Origin of the sequence: Methylobacterium oryzae (genome assembly GCF_036441375.1) — a bacterium.
In the GTDB taxonomy this organism is placed as follows: domain Bacteria; phylum Pseudomonadota; class Alphaproteobacteria; order Rhizobiales; family Beijerinckiaceae; genus Methylobacterium; species Methylobacterium oryzae_A.
Genome location: NZ_MLCA01000010.1, coordinates 14,775 through 39,055 on the forward strand (window position 1 = coordinate 14,775; position 24,281 = coordinate 39,055).

The 24,281-nt window shown below is 70.3% G+C and carries 21 protein-coding genes and 1 pseudogene; 14 read left to right on the forward strand and 8 right to left on the reverse strand.

From position 1 onward, the window contains the following. The first annotated feature begins 84 nt into the window (after nucleotides 1–84). The 5 genes from MOTC310_RS18335 (at nucleotide 85) to gatB (ending at nucleotide 4,286) form a co-directional block, all read left to right on the forward strand. Complete coding sequence (locus MOTC310_RS18335) at nucleotides 85–279, forward strand: hypothetical protein (RefSeq protein ID WP_331290263.1); 195 nt, start codon at nucleotides 85–87, stop codon at nucleotides 277–279. 184 nt (nucleotides 280–463) lie between these two features. Beyond that, nucleotides 464–751: an Asp-tRNA(Asn)/Glu-tRNA(Gln) amidotransferase subunit GatC gene (gatC, locus tag MOTC310_RS18340; RefSeq protein WP_012317485.1), complete on the forward strand. Its 288-nt coding sequence runs from the start codon at nucleotides 464–466 to the stop codon at nucleotides 749–751. Nucleotides 752–828: 77 nt separating this feature from the next. Next, nucleotides 829–2,307, forward strand: coding sequence for an Asp-tRNA(Asn)/Glu-tRNA(Gln) amidotransferase subunit GatA (gene gatA / locus MOTC310_RS18345; RefSeq protein ID WP_331302841.1), 1,479 nt, complete (start codon nucleotides 829–831; stop codon nucleotides 2,305–2,307). Beyond that, nucleotides 2,304–2,603, forward strand: a complete 300-nt coding sequence (locus MOTC310_RS18350; RefSeq protein WP_331290260.1) for a hypothetical protein — start codon at nucleotides 2,304–2,306, stop codon at nucleotides 2,601–2,603. Before gatA ends, MOTC310_RS18350 begins: the two co-directional genes overlap by 4 nt. A 210-nt stretch (nucleotides 2,604–2,813) precedes the next feature. Continuing rightward, nucleotides 2,814–4,286 (forward strand): Asp-tRNA(Asn)/Glu-tRNA(Gln) amidotransferase subunit GatB, encoded by a 1,473-nt coding sequence (gene gatB / locus MOTC310_RS18355; protein WP_331290259.1) that lies wholly within the window; start codon nucleotides 2,814–2,816, stop codon nucleotides 4,284–4,286. 867 nt (nucleotides 4,287–5,153) lie between these two features. Here the strand turns inward: gatB and MOTC310_RS18360 are convergent. The 4 genes and pseudogenes from MOTC310_RS18360 to MOTC310_RS18375 form a co-directional block, all read right to left on the reverse strand. Beyond that, on the reverse strand, nucleotides 5,154–6,209 hold the full coding sequence (locus tag MOTC310_RS18360) for an HlyD family secretion protein (protein WP_331302842.1): 1,056 nt from the start codon (nucleotides 6,207–6,209) through the stop codon (nucleotides 5,154–5,156). Beyond that, nucleotides 6,209–6,403 (reverse strand): DUF1656 domain-containing protein, encoded by a 195-nt coding sequence (locus MOTC310_RS18365; RefSeq protein WP_331302843.1) that lies wholly within the window; start codon nucleotides 6,401–6,403, stop codon nucleotides 6,209–6,211. Before MOTC310_RS18365 ends, MOTC310_RS18360 begins: the two co-directional genes overlap by 1 nt. 524 nt (nucleotides 6,404–6,927) lie before the next feature. After that, nucleotides 6,928–8,769 (reverse strand): annotated as a pseudogene (locus MOTC310_RS18370) (FUSC family protein); the annotation flags it as partial. A gap of 125 nt (nucleotides 8,770–8,894) precedes the next feature. Beyond that, the gene (locus MOTC310_RS18375; protein ID WP_331290255.1) at nucleotides 8,895–9,212 is read right to left on the reverse strand and encodes a hypothetical protein; all 318 of its coding nucleotides are present in this window, start codon (nucleotides 9,210–9,212) and stop codon (nucleotides 8,895–8,897) included. Nucleotides 9,213–9,451: 239 nt separating this feature from the next. Here MOTC310_RS18375 and MOTC310_RS18380 point away from each other — a divergent pair, with 239 nt between their 5' ends. Next, entirely contained in the window at nucleotides 9,452–10,087 is a 636-nt protein-coding gene (locus MOTC310_RS18380) for a glutathione S-transferase N-terminal domain-containing protein (protein WP_331290254.1), read from the forward strand. Between the two features lie 7 nt (nucleotides 10,088–10,094). Here the strand turns inward: MOTC310_RS18380 and MOTC310_RS18385 are convergent, their stop codons facing one another. Beyond that, the gene (locus MOTC310_RS18385) at nucleotides 10,095–10,559 is read right to left on the reverse strand and encodes a DUF2147 domain-containing protein (protein ID WP_331302844.1); all 465 of its coding nucleotides are present in this window, start codon (nucleotides 10,557–10,559) and stop codon (nucleotides 10,095–10,097) included. Nucleotides 10,560–10,828: 269 nt separating this feature from the next. On the opposite strand from MOTC310_RS18385, the gene ndk reads away from it, so the two are divergent. Both ndk and MOTC310_RS18395 read left to right on the forward strand, forming a co-directional pair. Further along, a complete protein-coding gene (ndk, locus tag MOTC310_RS18390) occupies nucleotides 10,829–11,251 on the forward strand; it encodes a nucleoside-diphosphate kinase (protein ID WP_043073092.1) in 423 nt (140 codons plus the stop codon). 167 nt (nucleotides 11,252–11,418) lie between these two features. After that, complete coding sequence (locus MOTC310_RS18395; protein ID WP_331302845.1) at nucleotides 11,419–11,784, forward strand: hypothetical protein; 366 nt, start codon at nucleotides 11,419–11,421, stop codon at nucleotides 11,782–11,784. A 148-nt stretch (nucleotides 11,785–11,932) separates the two neighbouring features. Here MOTC310_RS18395 and purN read toward each other — a convergent pair whose 3' ends face one another. Both purN and purM read right to left on the reverse strand, forming a co-directional pair. Then, entirely contained in the window at nucleotides 11,933–12,583 is a 651-nt protein-coding gene (gene purN / locus MOTC310_RS18400) for a phosphoribosylglycinamide formyltransferase (RefSeq protein ID WP_331302846.1), read from the reverse strand. Continuing rightward, on the reverse strand, nucleotides 12,583–13,662 hold the full coding sequence (gene purM / locus MOTC310_RS18405; protein WP_331302847.1) for a phosphoribosylformylglycinamidine cyclo-ligase: 1,080 nt from the start codon (nucleotides 13,660–13,662) through the stop codon (nucleotides 12,583–12,585). The genes purN and purM overlap by 1 nt, the downstream gene beginning before the upstream one ends. Nucleotides 13,663–13,803: 141 nt before the next feature. Here purM and MOTC310_RS18410 point away from each other — a divergent pair, with 141 nt between their 5' ends. From MOTC310_RS18410 to MOTC310_RS18435, 6 genes are all read left to right on the forward strand, one after another. Next, nucleotides 13,804–14,928 (forward strand): AI-2E family transporter, encoded by a 1,125-nt coding sequence (locus MOTC310_RS18410; protein WP_331302848.1) that lies wholly within the window; start codon nucleotides 13,804–13,806, stop codon nucleotides 14,926–14,928. Between the two features lie 13 nt (nucleotides 14,929–14,941). Continuing rightward, a complete protein-coding gene (locus MOTC310_RS18415; protein ID WP_331302849.1) occupies nucleotides 14,942–15,652 on the forward strand; it encodes a P-loop NTPase family protein in 711 nt (236 codons plus the stop codon). Nucleotides 15,653–15,750: 98 nt separating this feature from the next. Continuing rightward, on the forward strand, nucleotides 15,751–18,129 hold the full coding sequence (locus MOTC310_RS18420) for an RNA degradosome polyphosphate kinase (protein ID WP_331302850.1): 2,379 nt from the start codon (nucleotides 15,751–15,753) through the stop codon (nucleotides 18,127–18,129). Between the two features lie 82 nt (nucleotides 18,130–18,211). Beyond that, complete coding sequence (gene ppx, locus MOTC310_RS18425; RefSeq protein ID WP_331302851.1) at nucleotides 18,212–19,765, forward strand: exopolyphosphatase; 1,554 nt, start codon at nucleotides 18,212–18,214, stop codon at nucleotides 19,763–19,765. 55 nt (nucleotides 19,766–19,820) lie between these two features. Further along, complete coding sequence (locus MOTC310_RS18430) at nucleotides 19,821–20,129, forward strand: hypothetical protein (protein ID WP_331302852.1); 309 nt, start codon at nucleotides 19,821–19,823, stop codon at nucleotides 20,127–20,129. An 88-nt stretch (nucleotides 20,130–20,217) separates the two neighbouring features. Then, a complete protein-coding gene (locus MOTC310_RS18435; protein WP_331302854.1) occupies nucleotides 20,218–22,734 on the forward strand; it encodes a methyl-accepting chemotaxis protein in 2,517 nt (838 codons plus the stop codon). A 56-nt stretch (nucleotides 22,735–22,790) separates the two neighbouring features. On the opposite strand, the gene MOTC310_RS18440 is transcribed toward MOTC310_RS18435, so the two are convergent. After that, entirely contained in the window at nucleotides 22,791–24,236 is a 1,446-nt protein-coding gene (locus MOTC310_RS18440; protein ID WP_331302855.1) for an acetamidase/formamidase family protein, read from the reverse strand. Nucleotides 24,237–24,281 lie beyond the last annotated feature (45 nt).

A 24,281-nucleotide genomic window follows, 5' to 3' on the forward strand; every position in this document is an offset into this window, starting at 1 on the left:
TCCGCAGATCACCCCCGGTGCGCGCGGAGCCGTTCGCGTCTAGGTAGGTTAATGTTCCGTTAAACCGCGCTCCAGGAGCCCGCCTTGTCGACGTACGGCCAGCTCTCAAGTTCCGCACCGTCGGGGCACCGGCGGGCGATGCCGCGCAAGCACCGCTGGATGCTGCTCCTCGCCTTCGAGATTCTGGTCGCGGGCTTCACCCAAGCCATGATCCAGCCGGTCCGGCAACCGGGAATCACCATCGAGATGTCGGTGACGCCCCACCACGTCGTGACCTGATCCACCCGCGGGAGCCCGTCGTCCGACGGTCGGCGCCGGCTCCCGCCGGGCCCGGCGGCAACACTGCGCGCCGGCGCCGAGACACGCGCCGGTTCGTCCACCCGCGTTGCGGCGCGTCGAGAGCCGATGCTATAGCGCGACCGACTTCGGGACAGTGCTCCCGGGCAGGGACGAACGGGACGGCATGTCGGTCGACGAGAAGACGGTTCGGCGCATCGCGCATCTGGCGCGGATCGCGGTCACCGACGACGAAGTCGGGCCCCTTCAGGGCGAGCTGAACGCCATCCTGGCCTTCGTCGAGCAGCTCGGCACGGTCGACGTCGCCGGCGTCGAGCCGATGACCTCTGTGACGCCGATGGCGATGAAGAAGCGCGAGGACGTCGTCACGGAAGGCGGCCGCGCCGCCGACGTCGTCGCCAACGCGCCCGAGACCGAGGACAATTACTTCCTGGTCCCGAAGGTGGTCGAGTAGGCGGAAGCGGCCCGGACCTTGCGGACCGGATTTCTGGCGGGCAGGCGCGCGACGGCGCGCGCGGGGACGTGAACAGCGTGGATCCGAACGAACTTACCCTGGCCGAAGCGCGCGACGCCCTGAAGGCGAAGCGGATCTCGGCCCGCGAGCTGACCCAGGCGCATCTCGACGCCATGGCCAAGGCCCGCGTCCTGAACGCCTATATCCGGGAGACCCCGGACCGCGCCCTGGAGATGGCCGAGGCCTCCGACCAGAAGATCGCGTCGGGCGAGGCGCGGCCGCTCGAGGGTATTCCCCTCGGCATCAAGGACCTGTTCTGCACGCACGGCGTGACGACCACGGCGGGGTCCAAGATCCTCGAGACCTTCGAGCCACACTACGAATCGGCCGTGTCGGCCAACCTGTGGCGCGACGGCGCCGTGATGCTCGGCAAGCTGAACCTCGATGAGTTCGCCATGGGCTCGTCCAACGAGACCAGCGCCTACGGCAACGTGGTCTCGCCGTGGCGGCGGACGGGCTCGGACGCGCAGATCGTGCCCGGCGGCTCCTCCGGCGGCTCCGCCGCGGCGGTCGCCGCGCGCCTCTGCCTCGGCGCCACCGCGACCGATACCGGCGGCTCCATCCGGCAACCCGCCGCCTTCACCGGCACGGTCGGGATCAAGCCGACCTACGGGCGCTGCTCGCGCTGGGGGACGGTGGCCTTCGCCTCCTCCCTCGACCAGGCCGGCCCGATCGCCCGGACGGTGCGCGACTGCGCCATCCTTCTCGGCTCTATGGCGGGCCCCGATCCCCGGGATACGACCTGCACCGACCTGGCGGTGCCCGATTTCGAGGCCGCGGTGTCGCGGGGCGTGAAGGGCCTCACCATCGGCATCCCCAAGGAGTACCGGGTCGACGGCATGCCCGCCGAGATCCAGAAGCTCTGGGACGAGGGGGCCGCGTGGCTGAAGGCGGCCGGCGCGACGATCAAGGAGATCTCGCTGCCGCACACCGCCTACGCGCTGCCGGCCTACTACATCGTGGCCCCGGCCGAGGCCTCCTCGAATCTCGCCCGCTACGACGGCGTCCGCTACGGCCTGCGCGTGCCCGGCAAGGACATTGCCGGGATGTACGAGAACACCCGCGCCGCCGGCTTCGGCCGCGAGGTGAAGCGCCGCATCATGATCGGCACCTACGTGCTCTCGGCCGGCTACTACGACGCCTACTATGTCCGCGCGCAGAAGATCCGCACGCTGATCAAGCGCGACTTCGAGGCGGCCTACGCGGCCGGGGTCGACGCGATCCTCACACCGGCGACCCCGTCGGCCGCCTTCGGCATCGGCGAGAAGGCCTCGGCCGACCCGGTGGAGATGTATCTCAACGACGTGTTCACCGTGACGGTGAACATGGCCGGCCTCCCGGGCATCGCCGTGCCGGCGGGTCTCGACGGGCAGGGGCTGCCGCTCGGCCTGCAGCTGATCGGTCGGCCGTTCGACGAGGAGACTCTGTTCGCGGTGGCGCAGGTGATCGAGGAGTCCGCCGGCCGCACCGTCCTGCCCCGGCCGTGGTGGTCATGACCGTCCCGTACTACCCCTGGACGGTCTGGATCTGGGCCGGCTTCGACCCGGCGCTGATCGTGGTGGCGTTCTATCTCGGTTGGACCGCCAGCCAATTCGGCAAGGTCTTCATCGCGGCGATCGCGGCACTCGGCTTCTCGGTGCTGTTCTCCTACGCGGTGAGCGCCGCCGGCATCCCCTGGCCGGCGCCGATCACCCATGACGGCCCGACTTTCTTCCCGGTGCGCGCCGTCGCGGCCCTACTCTGGGCGATCCTCGGCTACGGCGCCCGGCGGGCGGTCGGACGCCGCGCTTGATCTTTTCGCGACGCCGCCCGTAAGTGACCGGACGACATCCACGCCCACCCGCGCCCTCATCCTGAGGTGCTCGCGTGAGCGGGCCTCGCAGGAGGCCTCCAGCCGGCCGCGCGATCCCTGGAGCCCTACTGCGAGGCCGCTGCGCAGCACCTCGGAACGGGGCGTGGGTGGGAGGATCACGCCAAGCTCCTTTCCTCGGCCCGGACGACCATGAACGCACCCGTCGACCCCAAGAAGCTGATCAAGGGCGGCCTCCACGACTGGGAGGTGATCGTCGGCATGGAGATCCACGCTCAGGTGTCCAGCCGGGCGAAGCTGTTCTCCGGCGCCTCGACGGAGTTCGGGGCCGAGCCGAACGACCACGTCTCGCTGGTCGATGCCGCGATGCCCGGCATGCTGCCGGTCATCAACGAGGCGTGCGTCGCCCAGGCGGTGCGCACCGGCCTCGGCCTGAAGGCCAAGATCAACCTGCGCTCGGTGTTCGACCGAAAGAACTACTTCTACCCGGATCTGCCGCAGGGCTATCAGATCTCCCAGTACAAGGACCCGATCGTCGGCGAGGGCGAGGTCCTGGTGGACCTGCCCGACGGCGCGTCGATCACGGTGGGCATCGAGCGCCTGCACCTCGAGCAGGATGCCGGCAAGTCGCTGCACGACCAGGATCCGACCCGGAGCTTCGTCGATCTCAACCGGTCCGGCGTGGCGCTGATGGAGATCGTCTCCCGGCCCGACCTGCGCTCCTCCGAGGAGGCGAAGGCCTACGTGACCAAGCTGCGCACGATCCTGCGCTACCTCGGCACCTGCGACGGCGACATGGAGAAGGGCTCGCTCCGCGCCGACGTGAACGTCTCGGTGCGCCGCCCCGGCGAGCCGCTGGGCACGCGCTGCGAGATCAAGAACGTCAACTCGATCCGCTTCATCGGGCAGGCGATCGAGACCGAGGCGCGGCGCCAGATCGCCATTCTCGAGGATGGCGGCAAGATCGACCAGGAGACGCGCCTGTTCGACCCGACCAAGGGCGAGACGCGCTCGATGCGCTCCAAGGAGGAGGCGCACGATTACCGCTACTTCCCCGATCCCGACCTGCTGCCGCTGGAATTCGACCAAGCCTACGTCGATGCCCTGGCCGAGGGGCTGCCGGAGCTGCCGGACGCCAAGAAGGCGCGGTTCGTCTCGGCGTTCGGCCTCTCGCCCTACGATGCCGGCGTGCTGGTCGCCGAGCGCGCCTCCGCCGACTACTTCGAGGCGGTCGCCAAGGGCCGGGACGGCAAGACCGCGGCCAACTGGGTGATCAACGAGCTGTTCGGGCGCCTCAACAAGGAGGGCCTGTCCATCGAATCGACGCCGGTCTCGGCGGAGCAGCTCGGCGCGATCATCGACCTGATCGGCGAGGGCGTGATCTCCGGCAAGATCGCCAAGGACCTGTTCGAGATCGTCTGGACCGAGGGCGGCGACCCGCGCGCCGTCGTCGAGAGCCGCGGCATGAAGCAGGTGACCGACACGGGCGCGATCGAGGCGGCGGTGGACCAGATCATCGCGGCCAACCCCGACAAGGTCGCCCAGGCCAAGGAGAAGCCGACCCTGCTCGGCTGGTTCGTCGGGCAGACCATGAAGGCCACCGGCGGCAAGGCGAACCCTGCCGCGGTGAACGCGCTGCTCAAGGCGAAGCTCGGGATCGAGTGAGCGATGGGTGGCGCGTGCCCCTCCCGCGCGTGACGCCATCCTGAGGCGCCCGCGCCGGGCCGGCCTCGAAGGCGGGCTGCAGGGGCCGCGCGGCCGGATGGAGGGCTCCCTCCAGGCTCGCTGCGCGCGCATCTCAGGAGGAGGGTGCCGACCGGCTCGCTGGCGCTTCCAGGTGGCCGGACATGACGGTCCGCCGCACCTTCTGCGTCGCTTCGGTCACGACGAGATCCCGCCACGGCGCGGCCGGGCAGGCGACAGAAGAACAGATCCTGGCGAGACAAAACCGCGGCGGAACGGCTCGAAGTGGGGCCTTTCGCGCATTCGAAGGCGTGCCATGTGTGGCCGCTTCTGCGCCCCTGGAGCCGCGTCCGTCCGGCTGTTCGTATCGCGCCGCTAGGTCTCGGGCCGAACCTGTCCCTGAACCGTCTAGGCGGCATTCCGCTGCGGTGGAGTCATCCCTGTCTCCTACAGCTTCCGGCAACCGGCACCGCTGCGAAACCTGATCGCGTCAAGGTTTCGTGCCGGTCCGTGCCCGCTCTCGCCAAGCACAGGGAGAGACTGCTCCCGTCCTCCGGGTCGGTCAACAGCTATTTTCCCGGCAACGAGCCTTTTCGATGCACTTGGCCACGGTGGCGCGCCGCAGCGCGTGCGGGCTCAACGACTTGGATCGATCCTGCGGCGCTGCGAAATATTGCGTCGCGCGCGAGCTACGTGCCGGCGCCCATATCGGTCCCGACCGGAAGGCGGATACCGCGATCGAAGGCCGCTTCCGTGTCCCCAGGTGGACGCTGCCGGCCGTCGCGGACGCGATGCCTGTGCCGCCCGTGTCGGCGCGGCGCTCGCGGGCGAAATCAACCGCGCGACGGTCTAGCGACGCTCGGCCTCCTGACCCGGCCCGGCCGCCGGCGTCGTCAGGGCGGAGACCCGGTCGCGCAGGTCCATGAACCAGTTCGGCGTCGGGCCGCGCCCGCCGTTGACGAACACCGTCGCGGTCATACCCGCGATGAGCGGGACGCCAGCGGGAACGTGGTCGATGCGGATCCGGACCGGGACCCGCTGGGCGAGGCGGACCCAGGTGTAGACCGGGTTGACGTCGGGCAGGCCCTGCGTGCTCGCGGCGGCGTTCGCCGTGGAGATGCCGAGCGTGATGCTGTGAACCGTCCCGGTCAGGTGCGGGTCGAAGCCCATCAGCTTCACGTCGGCGGGGTCGCCGACATGGATGTTGGGCATCTTGGTCTCCTCGAAATAGCCGTCGATCCAGAAGGAGTCGGTATCGACCACGCTGATGTTCGAGGTGCCGGTCCGGGCGTAGTCGCCGACGCGCATCAGCAGGTTGGTCACCCGCCCGTTGACGGTGGACTTCACCTGGGTGCGCTCGAGGTTCACTTTCGCCTGCCGCAGCTGCGCCTGGGCGCTCTCCAGCGACGCCTCGGCGACCTTCGCCGCGCCGGCGAATTGCTGCTTCTCCTCGATCGAGGTCGAAACGGTCGAGAGGGCCTGCCGGCGGGCCGACTGGGCGTTCTTCACCTGCAGGTCGGCCTCGCGGTTCTTCACCTCGGCATCCGCCGAGGTGACCGCGACCTCGAAGTCGACCGGGTCGATCACGTAGAGGACGTCGCCCACGCGGACGGCCTGGTTGTCCTGAACCCGGACCTCGACGATCTGCCCGGCGACCTGGGGCGCGATGTTGGCGACCTGAACCCGGACCGTGCCGTCGCGCGTCCAGGGCGCCGCCACGTAGAATTCCCAGACGAAGGCCGCGGCCAGCATCGCCGCGAGCAGGATCACGCCGGTGGCCGCGAGACGGAACACCTTGGCGGCGCGGCCCCGGCGCGGCACCGCGGGCAGCGGGTCGCTCCGCCCGGGCGCGCTGTCGCGGGAGGCGGACTTCGGATCGTCCTCGTCGGCAGTCGTGTCGGGCATCAGATGAACGCGATCAGGAGGGCGAGGACACAGACGTAGAGGCCGGCCTCGGCGAGCGGGGCGTTGGCGACGTAGCGGCTGAAGTGGATGCGGGCGAAGACGAGGCGCAGCACGATCAGGATCACGAAGGCGGCCAGCGCGTAAGCGACGAAGGCCGTGATCAGCACCCCGCCGACATGGATGTCCTCGTGCATGGTGATCCCGGAAGAAGCGGCGTCAGAACAGCGCGATGTCGAGGCGATGGAGGAATCGCCGGTGGCGGCGGATGGTTCGCGACGCGGTGACGAGGTCGCTGGCGGCGCGGGCCGTCGTCAGCCGCACCGCCCGGTCCTGGCCGGTGGCGGCGCGGATCAGCTCGCGCGCCGCCGTCTCGAGCCCGCGATCGTCGCCGGCCGCGAGGGCGTCCCGCGCCGGCNCGGCGCCCTTCACCGATGGGGCTTGGCCGATGCAATCCGGTTTCGCGTCCATGTCGGCCGCCACCGAGGCGACGATCAGCGCCATGACGCCGGCGAGCGCCCCGAAGCCGATCGCCTTCACGAACAGGATCGCCACGATGATCGGGTGGAACGACCGGCAGAGCGCGATCAGGATGCGGGTCGGCCACGTCACCCAGGGCGGCATCAGGTTGCGGGCCGCCAGGAAGCCGATCGGAAGGGCGACCGCGATGCCGACCACCGTGGCGATCACGGCGATCTGCAGGCTCTCGAGGATCCCCGACTGGATCCGCGCCGCGGACGGCTCCGACCGACCAGAGGCGGCGCAGCTCGGCGTGGGCCCGGGCGGCGGCGGCCTCCAGCCGGGCGAGGGCGAAGGCGTGGTGCAGGTTCGCACGCCGCACGGCGCCGCTCCCCGAGCTGTAAGTCGCGAACTGGAGCAGCCGGTCGGCGTTCAGGCTGGTGCGGGTGGTGGCGTCGCCCCCCTGACCGATGAGGGCGTCGGCGAGCGCGCGCCGCGCCGAATCGAGGGCGAAGACCCGCTGCTGGGCGGCCGTGATCGGCAGGATGAGGCGGACGACGATCGACAGGATCACGGCCGCCGCGACCACGAGGAAGGCGTTCAGGAGGAAGGTCAGGGCGTCGTACGATTGCGGGTTCGAGGGCCCGAGCAGCACAGGGAAGAACACGATCACGATGAAGCCGATGCCGAAGGTCTTCGGGTTGAGCGACAGGAAGCAGCCGAGGAAGATCACCGGGGCCATCACCATGGCCAGCATCGGGAAGCCCTGGACGCCGTTGAGGAGCGCGAACCGGGCGATGCCCGCGAAGGTGGCGGCGAGCGTCATCCCGATGACGACGCCGTTGGCGAACTTCTTCGGATCCGGCGTGACCGACGAGAGCGCCGCGGTGGCAGCCACCTGGACCAGCGCGAAGGAGGCCTGCGGCAGGCCGAGCGCCACGAAGGTGGCGGCCGTCACCGCGAAGCTCAGGGCGACCCGCATTGCGCCACGCACGGCGACCGGGAAGTCGCGATGGGTCGGCAGCTTGGCGTCGCGCAGGGGTTTGTGCCCGTCGGCGACGGCGCGGATGCCGTCCTGCGCGAAGGTCGCGGCGCAGACGAAGTCGAGGGCGCGCTGAAGCACCACCACCTCGTCGAGGGGACGGCTCCCGTCGCGCATGGCGGCGTCGACCAGGTCGCGCAGCCGCTCGTCGTCCCGGTCAAGGGCGTCGGGATCCGGCGCGTCGGCAACCCGACGGCAGATCGCCACGGCCTCCGCGACGGCCGGGCTCGGGTTGCGCAGGCACGCCGCCGCGGCCGCGACGCTGCGGATCGCGGCCGCCATCACGTAGAGCGCGGCGATGCAGCTGCGCGCGCCGGCCGCCCGGAAACGGCCGTCGTCGAGTTCGCCCGCGATGGCGCTGGCATCGGCCCGCATCGGCGCGATGGTGCGGATCAGCGCCGCCGTCCGCGTGGCGCCGAGATCGCCCGCCGCCAGCGTCTCGCGGGCGTAACCGCGCGTCTCGTCCCAGGCCTTGCGCAGCTGCGGCAGCAGCGCCCGCCACGTGCTCGGCGAGGCGAGGGCGTCGTTGATGAAGGTGATCACGACGATGCCGAGGACGATCACGGCGACGCGCGACACGGCGGCGTCGAAGGTGCCCTGCGGATCGTCGATCTGGCCCAGCGCGACGATTGCCACGGTGTAGCCGGACAGCATCGCGCCGTAGGCCCGCGTGTCCTGCAGGAACTGGGCGACGAAGACGCAGAGGCCGAGCCAGACGGTGAAGCTGAGGAGCAGCAGCACCCGGTCCTGGCCGAACAGGGCCATGAAGACGAGCGCCACCACGGCACCGATCAGCGTGCCGAGGAGGCGGTAGACCGCCTTCGAGATCGCCTGTCCGCGCTTGGGCTGGGCGAGGATCGCCACGCAGGTGGCGGCCGACGAGGCGCTGTCGAGCTGGAGCCAGAAGGCGGCCGCCAGCGCCAGCATCATGGCGATCCAGATCCGCAGTGCGAACGCCCAGGCGGCCGGCTCGGGCACCCAGGAATCGAGGAGCGCCAGGAGGCGGTCGAGGACCGGCTCGCCGCGGCGATCCGCGGCGGAGGCGGCAGGGGTCTCAGCCATGCCGGACCCTGCGCGGCGCGCTGCCCACCGTCCCTCGGGACGGAGAAGGGTTCGTCATCGCCTCTGCCTCCCGCCTACCCGCCGCGGATGTCTGAACAAACGGAACGCTCCGCGGTTCGACCCGCTCAGGCCTTGTCGCCACCTTTCAGGCGCCTGTTGCACTTGCTCCAGTACTGCGGCCACTTCGGCCCCTGCGCGGCCTTCTGCGCGTCGGTGAGGGCGCGCCACTCGGCGCCGCAGGCCTTCTGGCGATCGCGGGTGGCGGACTGGCCGGGGCCCGGCGTCCGGCCGGCCGGCGCGGCAGGCCCCTCGGCGGCGGGCGGTGCCTTCGCGGGCGCCTCCTTGGCAACCGCGTCCTTCGCGGGCGGATCCTTGGCGAGAGCCGGACAGGCGGCGAGCAGCGGCACGGACAGGATCGCGATCCTGACGAGACGATCGATCATCGGATATTCCCCCTCGGGCGTCGGTCCGACGCCCGAGCCGCACTCTCGCCGCTCGCCCGCGGAGCCGGCAAGCCCGCCCCGGCAGCCGCCAACAGCTCCGGCGCAGCTTCGTCGAATCGACGGCCCGCGGGCCCGGCGCCCTTGAGCGCGGCCGGGAAATCGTCTTCACTGTTCGGGTTGTCCGGAAACGGCGGAGGACCACCGCGCCGCCGACGATTGGGTCCAGGAGCAGGCAGAGCATGGCAGCGGTGTCCGGGCGGCCGATCGACGTCCATACGTGGAGCACGCCGAACGGCTGGAAGATCCCGATCATGCTGGAGGAGTGCGGGCTCCCCTATCGCATCGTTCCCGTGGACATCGCCAAGAACGAGCAGTTCGCGCCCGATTTCCTGGCGATCTCGCCCAACAACAAGATCCCGGCCATCGTCGACCCGGATGGCCCGGGCGGACAGCCGATCTCGGTCTTCGAATCGGGCGCTATTCTGCAGTATCTCGGCCGAAAGACCGGGCAGTTCTACCCGGCCGACGAGCGCGCCCGCGTGCTGGTCGACGAGTGGCTGTTCTGGCAGGTGGCGGGGTTCGGGCCCATGCTCGGGCAGACGCACCACTTCAAGATCTACGCGCCCGAGAAGCTGCCCTACGCGATCGACCGGTTCACCGCCGAGGCCAGGCGCCTGTACGGCGTGCTCGAGCGGCGCCTGGAGGGCCGCGCCTTCCTGGCCGACGACTACTCCATCGCCGACATGGCGACGTTCACCTGGGCCAAGCTGAACTTCAAGCAGGGCGTCGACATCAACGCCCTGCCGAACGTGGCCCGGTGGCTCGACAGCATCCTGGCGAGGCCGGCGGTGCAGCGCGGCCTCGCGTCGATCTGACGAGTCCTCAGTTCTTGTTGGCGGCCTGCTGATTCACGTCCGGCACGCGCGTCCAGGTCTGGGAGCCGCACAGGATCTTGAGCATGCAGCCCGAGATGTTGAGCTCGGCCTCGCTCTCGCGCTCCAGGCTGACCGTGTAGATCTTGCCTTCCTCGATATTGTAGAGCTCGCCGGTGAACTTCGCGTCGTCCGGCTTCAGACCTTCGATCAGCTGGAGACCGATCACCGGACGGGTGCGCTTCTTCGGATCGGGATTCTTGAGGTCGGTGCGCGGGGCGCCGTTGTCGAAGGTCGGCGTCTTGAGCCAGACCACCTTGCCGCAGACCAGCTTCTGGCTGGGGCCGCAGCGATCGATCCGGATCTTGGCGCGGCCGTCGCCGGTGAGCCACGTGCCGGACGGGTCCTTGCCCGTGTCGGCGGCGGCGGCGGTGAGGCCGGCGAGAAGCAGGCTGGCGCCGAGAGCGAGTCGCATGGTTCGTCTCCGGGATAGGGGCGTCTGCGGACGCCCGAGGGGTGGACGAAGTCGGTTGGTGCGCGAATGAGCCGTCGCAATCGGGCGATTTTTCGGCGGTGTTGCGGCAGAGCCACGGCCGCGCTTGTCCCGTCCGGTCGCGCCGCGCGGCTTGAGGCACGGTGGGGCGCCCGCTATAAGCCCGGCGCCGAAGCGAAATTCTCGCTGCCGCGGCGTGTCCGGCTGGCCGGCGCGCCGCAAACCTTTTCCACTGACAGACCGGACGCACCATGGCCACCGAGCGCACCTTCTCGATCCTGAAGCCCGACGCGACGCGGCGGAACCTGACCGGCGCGGTCAACGCGGTCATCGAGGAGGCGGGCCTGCGCATCGTCGGCCAGCGCCGCATCCGCATGACCAAGGAGCAGGCCGAGAAGTTCTACGAGGTGCACAAGGAGCGCCCGTTCTTCGGCGAGCTCGTGACCTTCATGACCTCCGGCCCGGTGGTGGTTCAGGTGCTCGAGGGCGAGAACGCCGTCGCCAAGTACCGTGAGGTCATGGGCGCCACGAACCCGGCCCAGGCCGCCGAGGGCACGATCCGCAAGAAGTTCGCCGAGTCCGTCGGCGAGAACACCGTGCACGGCTCCGACAGCGCCGAGAATGCCAAGATCGAGATCGCGCAGTTCTTCAAGGATTCCGACATCGCCGCCTGAGGCGAGGCGCGGTGGCGGGTTGGGCACACCGACCCGCCATTCGCGCGCACCGCACCCGGCGGCGCGGGGAATGCCGCCCGGTGTGACCGGGTCGTCCTTGACGGGACGGAGCCCGGGAGCGTCCAACGGCCGAGCTTAGCCACCTCAGCCCCCGGACGACCCCGACCATGACGATGCGCCGCCTGCCCCTGCTGATCGCGACCGGCCTGATCGCCCTCGGCGCGACCGCCGCCCACGCGGGCGGATCCACGGCCCCGTTCCAGCAGTACGAGCCGGACCCGGCCCTCAAGACCGCCAGCAAGACCAATCTCGAAGGGCGCGTGCGCCACGCCTGCACGGTCGTCCAGGCGCGCCTGACCAGCGCCCCCGAGGCCTCCCTGGAGCGCCCCTGCGGCTGCTACGCCCGGCAGACCCTGCGCAGCCTCGACGCGTCCGAGATCGAGGCCTACCGCACCACCGGCTACTTCAACGATTCCGCCCGCGCCAAGGCGCTCTCGGCCCTGGACAGCTGCAAGCTGCAGCGCCCGGTCTGAGCGCCCGAAGGCTCGGAGGCTCCTGGGTCTGCGCGCCGTCCTGGCGAGCAGAGCGCAGCAACCCGGGAGGCGGGAGATCGGCGGGGGCGGCGCGGCTGGATGGCTTCGCTCCGCACGCCAGGATGGACACCGCCCGTGCTGCCGCCGGCTAGAGGCTGAACAGCACGCCGTCCGGCGCCGCGTCGGCGATCACCACGCGGTCGCCCTCCAGGCGGGCTCGGCCGCCCGCCACCAGGGCGAGCACGGCCGGGTAGAGGCGGCGCTCCTGCACGATCACCCTTTCGGCGAGACTGTCGGGGTCGTCGTCCTGTCGGACCGGAACCGCCGCCTGGGCGACGATCGGGCCGGCATCGAGTTCCGGCACGACGAAGTGGACCGTGCAGCCGTGCAGGCGCACGCCCGCCTCCAGCGCCTGGCGGTGCGTGTGCGTGCCCTTGAACAGGGGCAGGAGCGACGGGTGGATGTTGAGCATCCGGCCGGCCCAGGACGCCACGAAGTCCGTGGTCAGGATCCGCATGAAGCCCGCGAGGCAGACGAGGTCGATCTCGGCCGCCCGCAGCGCCGCGTCGAGGGCGGCGTCGAAGCCGGCCCGGTCGGCGAAGGCCCTGTGATCGATGGCCTGGGTCGGGATGCCGGCCGCGGCCGCCCGGGCGAGGCCGGCGGCCTCCGGGCGGTTCGACAGGACCAGCACGATCTCGGCCGGGAAGGCGGGATCCTTCGCCGCCTCCAGCAGCGCGACCATGTTCGAGCCGCGCCCCGAGATCAGGACGGCGACGCGGGTCTTGCGGGCGGCTGCCATCAGAGGGCGAGGCGGCCGGTGAAAGTCACCGGCTCGGCGCCGCGCGCCGTGACCCGCCCGAGGCGGACCGGAGTCTCGCCGGCCCGGGTCAGGGCCTCGTCGACGTCGTCGACCGCGTCGGCGGCGGCGATCACCACCATGCCGATCCCGCAGTTGAAGGTGCGCAGCATCTCGGCCTCGGCGACGCCGCCCTCGCGGGCGAGCCAGCCGAAGACCGGCGGCGGGGTCACGGCGTCGAGGTCGACGGCGATGCCGACCTCGTCCGGCAGGACCCGCGGGAGGTTGTCGGGGAAGCCGCCGCCCGTGATGTGGGCGAGCGCCCGGATCCCGTCGGTGGCGCCCAGCGCCGCGAGCAGCGGCTTCACGTAGATCCGGGTCGGCTCCAGCAGCGCCTCGCCGAGGCTGCGGCCCGGAGCGAACGGGGCCGGCGCGTCCCAGCCGAGACCAGTCTTCGCGACGATCCGGCGGACCAGCGAGAAGCCGTTGGAATGAACGCCGGAGGAGGGCAGGCCGAGGACGACGTCGCCGGGCCGGATGCCGGGCCGCGGCAGCAGGGCGCCGCGCTCGGCGGCTCCGACCGAGAAGCCCGCGAGGTCGTAGTCGGACCCGTCGTAGAGGCCCGGCATCTCGGCGGTCTCGCCGCCGATCAGCGCGCAGCCGGCCTGCCGGCAGCCCTCGGCGATGCCGCGCACGATGTCGGCGCCGACGCCCGGCACCAGCTTGCCGGTGGCGTAGTAGTCGAGGAAGAACAGCGGCTCGGCACCCTGGACGATGATGTCGTTCACGCACATCGCCACGAGGTCGATGCCGATCGTGTCGTGGCGGCCGGTCTCGATGGCGATCTTGACCTTGGTGCCGACGCCGTCATTGGCCGCCACCAGGATCGGGTCGCGGAAGCCCGCGGCCTTCAGGTCGAACAGGCCGCCGAACCCGCCGATCTCGGCGTCGGCGCCGGGGCGCCGGGTCGAGCGCACCAGCGGCTTGATCGTCTCGACCATGGCGTTGCCGGCGTCGATATCGACGCCCGCCGCCGCGTAGGTCAGCCCCGTCTTCGGCTCGTTGCCGTCCTTGGCCGTCATGCCCGCGCCACCTCGTTCCATCCTGGCCCCGCTCTAGCGGCTTCGCGCGCGCCGCGCGAGTCGGCACCGCGGCGGCTTGATCGGCGCGCCCCGCATACCCACTCTGCCCGCTGGCGGGTGTGCTGCGGGGGGAGCGTCATCGTGCGCGCACGGGCTGTGATCGGGCTGGCCGCTGTCGTCGCCCTGGGGTTGGTGATCTACCTGCTCCGGGAGGTGATGCTGCCCTTCGTGGCCGGCATCACGCTGGCCTATCTCCTCGACCCTCTGGCCGACCGGCTGGAGCGACTCGGCCTCGGTCGGCTGGCGGCGAGCCTGCTGATCCTGGCGCTGTTCGTCGTCGCCCTGGTCGTGACGCTGCTGATCCTGATCCCGCTCACCGCCAACCAGGTCGTGGCGCTCGTCAACGCGCTGCCCGGGATGGTGTCGCGGCTCCAGGCGATCATCGCCGAGCGGTCCGGGACCCTGCTCGAGCGTGTCGGCGGCGCGAACGTTCTCAACGAGCTGCAATCCTCCGTGGGCACGCTGGCCACGCAGGCCGGGACGTGGCTGCTGGCCTTCCTGAAGTCGCTCTGGTCGGGCAGCCAGGCGCTGATCTCCATCGCGTCGCTGCTGGTCGTGACGCCGGTCGTCGCGTTCTACATCCTCGTCGACTGGGACCGGATGGTCGCGGCCATCGACGGCTGGGTGCCGCCCCGCCACCGGGCGACGGTGCGCGAGCTGGCCCGCCAGATTGACGGGGCGGTCACCGGCTACGTCCGCGGCCAGACCCTGGTCTGTCTGATCCTGGGCAGCTTCTACGCGGTCGGCCTGTGGCTGGTCGGGCTGAATTTCGGCGTGCTGATCGGGCTGATCGCCGGATTCCTGACCTTCATCCCGTATGTCGGAACCCTCACCGGCTTCCTACTCTCCGCGGGCGTCGCGCTGGTCCAGTTCTGGCCCGCCGCAGACTGGCTGCATCTGGGTCTCACGGTCGGCGTGTTCCTGGTCGGACAGTTCCTGGAGGGCAACGTCATCTCGCCGAAGCTCGTCGGCGACTCCACCGGCCTGCATCCGGTCTGGCTGATGTTCGCGCTGCTGGCCTTCGGGACGCTGTTCGGCTTCGTCGGGCTGCTGCTCGCCGTCCCGATCGCGGCCTCCATCGGCGTGCTGGTCCGCTTCGCCCTGGCCCGCTACCTGGAGAGCCGACTCTACCATGCCGGGCAGCCGATCCTGATCGAGCACGACGGCAAGGACGCTTCGGTCTTGACCTCCGCGGGCGCGGGGTGATCCTGGGCCACGCATGCGCGAGAACGCACCACCCCGCCAGCTGGCCTTCGACCTGCCCCTCGACCCGCGCTACGGGCGCGAGGATTTCCTCGTGGGACCGGCCAACGAGTCCGCCTACGCGCTGATCGAGGCGTGGCCGGACTGGCCCGACAGCGTCCTGGTCCTCACCGGTCCGTCCGGCAGCGGCAAGAGCCACCTCGCGGCGATCTGGGCCGAGCGCGCCCACGCCTGGTCGCTCCCGGCCGCCGAGCTGGGCGCCGACGCGGTCCAGCACCTCGTCTCGAACGGTGCCCTGGTCATCGAGGATATCGATCGGGCGGAGCGGCTCGACGAGGCCGCTTTGTTTCACCTGCTCAACCGGGCCCGCGAGCGCGCCTGCCCGATCCTGCTGACGAGCGGCGCCGGGATCGACGCCCTCGGCCTCGCCACGCCGGATCTGCGCTCGCGGCTGCGCTTGGCGCCGCGCATCGCCATCGAGGCGCCGGACGACGCCCTGTTGCGCGCCGTCCTGGTCAAGCTGTTCGTGGACCGGCAGCTGGTCGTCGACCTCGGCGTGATCGATTCACTGGCCCTGCGGATCGACCGATCGCTGGGCCGCGCCCGGGACGTCGTCGCGGAGCTGGACCGCGACGCCCTGGGGCGCGGACGGCGGATCAGCCGGCCGCTCGCGCTGGCCGTTCTGCGGCGCATGGGGCTGGAGGACGAGCCCGACCCGGCCGGCTGAGCGCGGAATGCGGTGGCCGTCACGAAACTGTCGTGAAGGCCGCCGGTCTGGGGTGATACAGGCTCCGCCGCCGCGAGGAGCAGAAACAGGGATCCGGGATGGAATCGACGCAGAAGCCCGTGGACCGCGACGCTGCCGATGAGGCCGCCGAACCGCGTCGGCGCGCGGCGGCCAACCCGACGACCCGGCGTGCACCCGCAGCGCGGCGCGCGGTGGCAGATCCGGCCGGCGCCGCCGCCGTTTCGGGACCGGCCGCCGACGCCAACGACGAGTGGCCGGCCGCCGCCGCTCCGGCGGAGCCGGCAACAGGCGCGGCCCGTGAGCCGGTGCTGGAAGCCGGGCGGTCCCTGCGGCACACGCCGGAGCGGTTCGTGAACCGCGAGCTGTCCTGGCTGCAGTTCAACCGGCGCGTGCTGGAGGAGGCGTCCAACCCCAACCACCCGCTCCTGGAGCGGCTCCGCTTCCTGTCGATCTCGGCCAACAACCTCGACGAGTTCTTCATGGTCCGCGTCGCCGGCCTGATCGACCAGGTCCGGGCGGGGATCACGGTCCCGTCGCAGGACGGCCTGTCGCCGTCCGAGCAGCTGGTCCGGATCGGCGCCGAGGTCTCGCGCCTCGCCGCCGACCAGCAGGCCCGCTGGCGGGAGCTGCGCGCGGAGCTGCACGCGGCCGACATCGACATCGTCGAGCCCGCCGCCCTCACGGCCGAGCAGGCGGCGTGGCTCGAGGAGTACTTCCTCAACCACGTTTTCCCGGTCCTGACGCCGCTGGCAATCGATCCGGCCCATCCGTTCCCGTTCATCCCGAATCTCGGGACCACCATCGCGCTGATGCTGGTGCGGCCGAAGGACGGCCGGCTGCTGCGCGCGCTCATCCGCCTGCCTGGCGTCATCGACCGCTTCGTGCGCCTGCCGGTGAGCGACAGCGAGACCTCGGCGCGCCTGATCACCATCGAGCAGGTGATCGGGATGTTCACCGGGCGGCTCTTCCCGGGCTACCTCGTGAAGGGCAGCGGCGCGTTCCGCGTGGTCCGCGATTCGGACCTGGAGATCGAGGAGGAGGCGGAAGACCTCGTCCTGCATTTCGAGACCGCCCTGAAGCAGCGCCGCCGCGGCGTCGTGATCCGCCTAGAGGTCGAGGCGGGCATGTCGGAGGATCTGCGCAGCTTCGTCGCCGACGAGCTCGAGATCGCCGCGGACGCGATCTTCCTCGTCGAGGGCATGCTCGCCCTGAACGAGCTGTCCCAGGTCGTCGGCATCGACAGGCCCGACCTGAAGTTCAAGCCCTACAACCCGCGCTTCCCCGAGCGCATCCGCGAGAGCGGCGGCGACGTCTTCGCGGCGATCCGCCAGAAGGACTTCATCGTCCACCACCCCTACGAGTCCTTCGACTCGGTGGTGCAGTTCCTGGCCCAGGCCGCCCGCGACCCGAACGTCGTCGCGATCAAGCAGACGCTCTACCGGACCTCGTCGAACTCGCCGATCGTCGCGGCCCTCGCGGAGGCCGCCGAGCTGGGCAAGTCCGTCACCGCCCTGGTGGAGCTGAAAGCGCGGTTCGACGAGGAGGCCAACATCCGCTGGGCGCGCAATCTAGAGAAGGCCGGCGCGCAGGTCGTGTTCGGCTTCGTCGAGCTGAAGACGCACGCCAAGCTGTCGCTGGTGGTCCGGCGCGAGGGCGACAAGCTCGTCACCTACTGCCACGTCGGCACCGGCAACTACCACCCGATCACCGCGCGCATCTACACGGACCTGTCCTTCTTCACGGCGGATCCCGCGATCGCGCGCGACGTGTCGCGCATCTTCAACTTCATCACCGGCTATGCCGAGCCGGCCGAACTGGAGCGGATGGCGGTCTCGCCGCTGACCCTGAAGAACCGCCTCCTGGAGCACATCGAGGCGGAGGTGGCCCACGCGAGGGCGGGGCGCCCGGCGGCGATCTGGATCAAGTGCAACTCCCTGGTCGACAGCCAGATCATCGACGCCCTCTACGACGCCTCCGAAGCCGGCGTTCAGATCGACTGCGTGGTCCGCGGCATCTGCTGCCTGCGCCCGGGCATCCCGGGCCTGTCGGAGACGATCCGGGTGAAATCGATCGTCGGGCGCTTCCTGGAGCACGGGCGCATCTACGCCTTCGGCAACGGCGTCGGCCTGCCGCACCCCAAGGCCACGGTCTACATCTCCTCCGCCGACCTGATGAGCCGCAATCTCGACCGCCGCGTCGAGGCGCTGCTGCCGATCACCAACCCGACGGTGCATCAGCAGGTGCTCGATCAGATCATGCTGGCCAACCTGCTCGACAACCGTCAGAGCTGGCGGCTCCTCGCCTCGGGCGGCTGTGAACGGATCCAACCCGCCGACGGCGAGGAGCCGTTCAATGCCCACAAGTATTTCATGACCAATCCCAGCCTCTCGGGACGCGGCAAGGCCTCGAAGAAGTCGAGTCCGCGGGCCCTGAGTCGCCGGGCGCAGCGCAGCTGAGTTTCGCCGCGCGGCGTCGCTGGGCTAAACCTCCCGCACGGCGCGCCGGCAGGCGCGCCGTGCTGATGAAGGACTCGGACGTTTGGGCAGCCCTCTCGCCAACCTCAGCCTCGCGCGTGACGCGGAGGCGACCGACAGCGCCGCGCACCTTCCGGTGGCGATCATCGATATCGGCTCCAACTCGGTCCGCCTCGTCGCCTATGACGGCCTGACCCGCGCGCCGACGCCGCTCTACAACGAGAAGGTGCTCTGCGGTCTGGGCCGCAACGTCCTGACGACCGGCCGGCTGAACGAGGAGGCGGTGGCCCGCGCGCTCGCCGCGTTGGCCCGGTTCCGGGTGCTGTGTCAGACGATGCGCGTCAGGCAGGTCTTCGTGCTCGCCACGGCGGCGGCGCGGGACGCCGAGAACGGCCCCGACTTTCTCCGCGCCGCCGAGGCGGCCTGCGGCCAGGAGATTCAGCTGCTCTCCGGGCGGCGCGAGGCGGAACTCTCGGCGCTCGGCGTGGTCTCGGGCTTCCACGCGCCGAACGGCGTCGTGGGCGACATGGGCGGCGGCTCCCTCGAACTCGTGGACGTTCGCGGTGCGGTCGTCGGCCAGGGCGTGACCATGCCGCTCGGCGGCCTCGCCCTTCAGGATCTCTCCGGCGGCTCGGTCAAGAAGGCGGCCAAGATCGTCCGCGAGTACATGCGAAAGGCGGCCCCGCAGCTCGAGACTCTGCGCGGCCGGACCTTCTACGCGGTCGGCGGCACGTGGCGGGCGATCGCGCGGCTCCACCAGGCGGCCCGCGGCTACCCCGTCCACGTGATGCACGGCTACGCGGTGGAGCCCACCGACGAGCTCAGCTTCCTGCAAGTCGTCGAGCAGACCGACGTGGCGCTGCTGCAGGACGTCGACGCGATCTCGGAGGCGCGGCGCCCGCTGCTCGCCTACGGAGCCGTGGTGCTGGAGGAGATCATCCGGGTCGGGCGGCCCCGAGAGGTAGCCATCTCGGCATCGGGCGTGCGCGAGGGCCTGCTGTTCGAGCAGCTCGACCGGGACACCCGGCTCATCGATCCGCTGCTGGCCTCGGCGGGGGAATTCAACGTCCTGCGCGCGCGCTCGCCCCGCCACGGGGAAGAGTTGATCACCTGGACGGATCGGTTCGTCACGACCTTGGACGGTCACGAGACCGCCGACGAGCGCCGTCTGCGGCACGCGGGCTGCCTGCTGTCGGATGTCGGCTGGCGGGCGCATCCGGATTACCGCGGTGAGCAGAGCATCGCGGTGATCCAGAATGCCGCGTTCGTCGGCGTCGATCATCCGGGCCGGGCCTATCTCGCCCTGGCGGTGTCCCTGAGGCATACCGGCTTGGCCCCCGAGAAGGCGAACGCGATGCTCCGGAGCGTGGCCGGCCCGCGCCTGTTCGAGCGCGCCCGGCTGCTGGGTGCCCTGCTCCGGATCGCCTTCCCGATCTCTGCCGGCATGGACGGCGCTCTGGGACGCGCGCCGCTCACCGTCGAGGATGGCCGCGTGGTGCTGCGTCTGCCGCGGGACTGGGAGGCTCTGAACGGCGACCGCCTGTTGAACCGCGTTCGCGGTCTCGGTCGCATCATCGGGCTCGACGGCCGAGTCGAGATGACGGACAGCGCCGCCTGATCGCCACGGCCCACCGCGTGTCCGGCGTCGCGCGGCGCGCGCCGCTCGTAGCCCCGTGGCGGCCGGTCTGCGGGTTCCAGGCTGTAAGCCGTTGTCCGCTGCTGCGTTCCGGAACCGGCCCGTCGCGAGAACCATCGCGCGCGCGGTCAATTTCAAGATCAAAACCGGCGCTGTGACCGTCGCGCGCGTTCTCGCCGGGCAGCGCAAGGGCAAAAGTGAGGCCTGTTCGGATCAATACATTCGCAATAACTTCAGTTTAACTCAAAGAGTTCATTTTTCATTTATCATTTTCCGACCATTTCTGTATTTTCACCCGTTCATTTATCGTAACCCGCATTTTGCAACCGGGATTATTATTGAATAATTTCTTACCGTAAGGTGATTTCGGGCGCCCATCGCCCTATGATGCGAGCAACACACTTATCAACCTCGCAGTACAGAATGAACGCGCGATGAGATCGCTCGGCCACGTCTCAATTCGGGTCGTCATGTGTACGACCATATTGGCAATGGCATTGATGTTATTAGGCTACGCGGGAAATGCTTTGGTCGATGCGCAGCTCCAAACGCAGCAGGCCCGAGACGCGGTCACGTTGAGCCGCGCGAGCCGCCAATTGCTCAAGACGATCCTCGCAACGCGCCTCGAGCGGGGGGCAGCCCTCGTTCTGGGCGGAGAAGCAGCTGCCGACCAGGACAGCGTGAAGGCCTACACGACGAACCGCGAGGCGATGGTCGCGGGTTTCAAAGGCCTTCAGGATCTGTTGCGCGACCACGATGTGCCCGCGGTCACAGCGACGATGGCGAGGCTGAACGCGGCCCAGGACGCCGTGAACATGCTCCGTCCCCGGATCGACAACGACCTACGCGTCGCGAAACCGAGGCGCGAGCCGGCGCTGTTGCCCGCCGTGCTGACGGCCTTCCAGGAACTTCTCGACGCGCTGACGGCCACGACGGATGCCGTGGATTCGGCCATTCCGCGCACCGACGCCATCCTGCAGCGCTACCTCGTCCTCAAGCGCTCAGCCTGGACGACCCGCGTCGCGATCGGCAACGTCGCCCTGCGCGTGCAAACATCGCTGGCAGCGGGAACGTCGTGGTCGTTAGCCGAGACCGTGGCAGCGGCCGAGGAGCGGGCGCGGCTGCAGTCGGCTTGGGCGAGCACCGCCGAGGCCGCGGCCCGTCTCTCGGACGCCACGCGGGCGGCGTACGAGAGGGCCAAGCGCAGTAACTTCGAGGGCGAGGCAGCGGACGCGGCGAGGACCGTCTTCGATGCGCTCAGCCAACAGCGGGCGTCACCCTACTCGTTCCAGGACATCCGCAAACGGAACACGGTCGAGCAGATGGCGATCGTCGATCTCGCCGATTCCGCCCTCGACGAGATGGTGGCGCGCGCCGAGACCCTGGCCGCGACGGCGGACCATGTTCTGCTGCACAACACCGCGGCGCTGCTGGTCGCCTCACTGCTCGTCGGCGTGGGCCTCGCCGCGCTGTTCGCGGGCGTGTTGCGGCCGATGCGGATCATCGCCACCGCGATGCGTGCGCTGACCGGCGGCGAGACCGCCATCGTCCTCCCGGTGCACGCGTACCGCAACGAGTTCGCGCCGATCATGGTGGCCGTGCAGGCGTTCCGGGACAACCTGATCCGCACGCGCGAACTCGAAGCCGAGGCCGAACGGGCGCAGCTGGACGCCGACGACCAGCGCCGAGACAGCTTGCGCCAGATGGCGCAACGGTTCGAGCACGCGGTCGGAGGCATGATCGGCCAGGTCGCGGCCTCGGCCACGGCCTTGCAGGGCACGGCGCAGACGATGACGGTGACGGCCACTCAGACCGCCGGACAATCGACGACGGTCGCGGCCGCCGCCGAGCGAGCCTCCAGCAACGTCAACACCGTGGCGGCGGCCGCCGAGGAACTCGGCACCTCCGTGGAGGAGATCGGTCGGCAGGCCGACGGCTCGGCGGATCTCGCGCAGAAGGCCGCGGCCGAGGCCGACCGGACCGCCGCGCGCGTCCAGGACCTGAGCAGCGCCGTCGACAAGATCGGCGCTGTCGTGGGGCTGATCTCATCGATCGCCGAACAGACCAACCTGCTGGCGCTGAGCGCCACCATCGAGGCGGCGCGCGCGGGCGCCGCGGGCCGCGGCTTCGCGGTCGTGGCTTCCGAGGTGAAGGCTCTGGCCGAGCAGACCGCCAAGGCCACCGACGAGATTGCCGGGCAGATCGCCCAGGTGCAGGCCTCCACCGGTCAGGCGGTCGAAGCCATCGCGGCGATCACCGCGCGGATCCGCGAGATCAACGGCGTGGCGACCTCGATCGCGGCCGCCGTCGAGGAGCAGGGCGCCGCGACCCAGGAGATCGTCCGCAATGTCGGGCAGGCGGCCGCCGGCACCGGCGAGGTCACCAGCAACATCACCGGCGTCGCGCAAGCGGCCGAGAGCACCGGTCTCGCCGCCAGCCAAGTGCTCGACGCGGCCTCCGCCCTGTCGGTTCAATCCGAGCACCTCACGGCGGAGGTCGGACGGTTCCTGGCGAGCGTTCGCGTCTCCTACGCGGTCTCCGCCGCGCAGGTGGCGCTGGTGCAGGGCAGCTTCGCGGCGGTGCAGCCGATGGGCGATTCCGTGGCCGACCTGTTCTACGACCGCCTGCTCGAGACCGCGCCGCAGGTCCGGTCCCTCTTCCCGCACGACCTGACCGCGCAGAAGCGGAAGCTGATCGCCATGCTGGCGCTCGCGGTGGCCAATCTCGACAAGCCGGAGGCGCTGGTCGCGACCGTCCGCGATCTCGGGGATCGGCACGTCGGCTACGGCGCCCTCCGGGCGCATTACGAGCCGGTCGGCGCGGCGCTGCTCTGGACCCTGGAACACGTGCTCGGACCGGATTTCACGCCGGAGATCCGCGCGGCCTGGTCCGAGACTTACCGAGTCATCACCGATCTCATGACGATGACCGGAACCGCGAAGGCCGCGTGATCCGGCCGGTCCGGGACGGCGTCGGTCGTCGCGGCCGGTCGTCGCGCTGTCGGACGTCAGGCGACGCGATCGGAGAAGATCGCCTTCTTGACCACCGCGTGGACGCCCCAGTTGCCGTCCACGACCTGCGTGATCCCGAAATCGACCGCCACCGACATCAGCGAGATGGCCTCGTCCTCGGTGAGGCCTTTCGCGTGCATCAGGAACTGGCGCATCTTCCGGAACGCGTCGCGCATGGCGAGATCGATGGAGGATTTCTGGAAGATCGCGCTCTGCGCGTCGGGACCGAGATCCCGCAGGTAGTTCGGGTAGCTGAAGCCGGACAGAACCCAGTCGTCCCGGGTCTCGATCATCGGGAAGTCGAGGGCCTCCAGCGGCGTGCCGGGCAGGTCGGCCTTCTTGTGCAGGATGAACTGGAAGGTGCCGGTGAGAGAACACTCGATCGCGGTGCCGCACAGCTCGGAATCGCCCTGGCTGGCATGGGGATCGCCCACCGAGAACAGGGCGCCCGGCACCGCCACCGGGTAGTACAGTGTCGCGCCCTTGCCGATCCGCCAATTGTCGATGTTGCCGCCGGTGTAGCTCGGCGGGATCGTGTTCACCCGGTCGGCCTCGGCGGGCGCGACGCCCATCGTGCCGAAATGCGGCCGGATCGGCACGCGGATGCCCTTCAGCACCTCGAAGGTCTTCTGCGTCTTCGTGTGGTCGACCGGCAGGCCGGGATAGTCGATGGTCGGGTGGGCGACGCCGAACGGGTCGGTCACGCCCGGCCAGCGGAAGCTGTAGACCGCCCGCGCCCAGTCGCGCGCACCGGTGGCGTCGACCTCGTAGATGGTCACGACCTCCCGGGGTTTATCGCCGGTGAGCAGATCGTTGTAATGGTAGCCCCACCAGGCCGCCGCGTTGCTGCCGAAGGCCAGCCCCTTGTACTTGGGATTGGCGGAGGGCCTGGGGGCGACGTCGAGGATGCGCACCTCCAGGACGTCGCCGGGCTCGGCGCCGCGGATCGCCACCGGGCCAGTGCAGATGTGCACGCCGAGGCCGCCGCCGGGGCCGACCTTGGCGTCCATGGCGCCGGCCCCGCGGGGCGAGACGCCCATCTTGTCCTTGGTCCACAGATAGACGCTCTCGGCCCCCGGATCGCCCTGGATCATGCGCTCGGCATCGTCGCTCGCCTGATGGGTGAGCGTCTCGATCGTGACGAAGTCGCCCGAGCCGATCTCGACCTTGGGCTTGAGGCTGCGGCTGAAGAAGCCCCAGTGCACCGTCTCGGCATTGGCCGGCAGGTGATAATGCGTCGTGGCCGCGATCTTGGCGCCGCTCGCCTCGGCCAGCGCCGGGCTCGCGAGCGACGGGCCGCCGGCAGCCAGGGCCGCCGCGGCGGCGCCGGTCGCCGCGAAGCCGCTCTTCAGGAAGGCGCGCCGCTCAGGCTCCAGATCCCGCCGGAACCGGCGGCGGTGCTCCTCGAAGGCGTGGCAGGTAGGATCGTCGCCCGCGCACATCGCGTCATCTCCCGGTCGTTTCGTGGCCCCGGGACCGGGAAGCAA

Coding starts and splice junctions, on each gene's coding strand:
- MOTC310_RS18415 (WP_331302849.1), top strand. CDS start 14,942: ATGCGCGAGAACGCACCACCCCGCCAGCTGGCCTTCGACCTGCCCCTC.
- MOTC310_RS18380 (WP_331290254.1), top strand. CDS start 9,452: ATGGCAGCGGTGTCCGGGCGGCCGATCGACGTCCATACGTGGAGCACG.
- MOTC310_RS18375 (WP_331290255.1), bottom strand. CDS start 9,212: ATGATCGATCGTCTCGTCAGGATCGCGATCCTGTCCGTGCCGCTGCTC.
- gatC (WP_012317485.1), top strand. CDS start 464: ATGTCGGTCGACGAGAAGACGGTTCGGCGCATCGCGCATCTGGCGCGG.
- MOTC310_RS18435 (WP_331302854.1), top strand. CDS start 20,218: ATGAGATCGCTCGGCCACGTCTCAATTCGGGTCGTCATGTGTACGACC.
- MOTC310_RS18360 (WP_331302842.1), bottom strand. CDS start 6,209: ATGCCCGACACGACTGCCGACGAGGACGATCCGAAGTCCGCCTCCCGC.
- ndk (WP_043073092.1), top strand. CDS start 10,829: ATGGCCACCGAGCGCACCTTCTCGATCCTGAAGCCCGACGCGACGCGG.
- MOTC310_RS18420 (WP_331302850.1), top strand. CDS start 15,751: ATGGAATCGACGCAGAAGCCCGTGGACCGCGACGCTGCCGATGAGGCC.
- purN (WP_331302846.1), bottom strand. CDS start 12,583: ATGGCAGCCGCCCGCAAGACCCGCGTCGCCGTCCTGATCTCGGGGCGC.
- MOTC310_RS18440 (WP_331302855.1), bottom strand. CDS start 24,236: ATGTGCGCGGGCGACGATCCTACCTGCCACGCCTTCGAGGAGCACCGC.
- MOTC310_RS18395 (WP_331302845.1), top strand. CDS start 11,419: ATGACGATGCGCCGCCTGCCCCTGCTGATCGCGACCGGCCTGATCGCC.
- purM (WP_331302847.1), bottom strand. CDS start 13,662: ATGACGGCCAAGGACGGCAACGAGCCGAAGACGGGGCTGACCTACGCG.
- MOTC310_RS18365 (WP_331302843.1), bottom strand. CDS start 6,403: ATGCACGAGGACATCCATGTCGGCGGGGTGCTGATCACGGCCTTCGTC.
- MOTC310_RS18350 (WP_331290260.1), top strand. CDS start 2,304: ATGACCGTCCCGTACTACCCCTGGACGGTCTGGATCTGGGCCGGCTTC.
- gatB (WP_331290259.1), top strand. CDS start 2,814: ATGAACGCACCCGTCGACCCCAAGAAGCTGATCAAGGGCGGCCTCCAC.
- MOTC310_RS18385 (WP_331302844.1), bottom strand. CDS start 10,559: ATGCGACTCGCTCTCGGCGCCAGCCTGCTTCTCGCCGGCCTCACCGCC.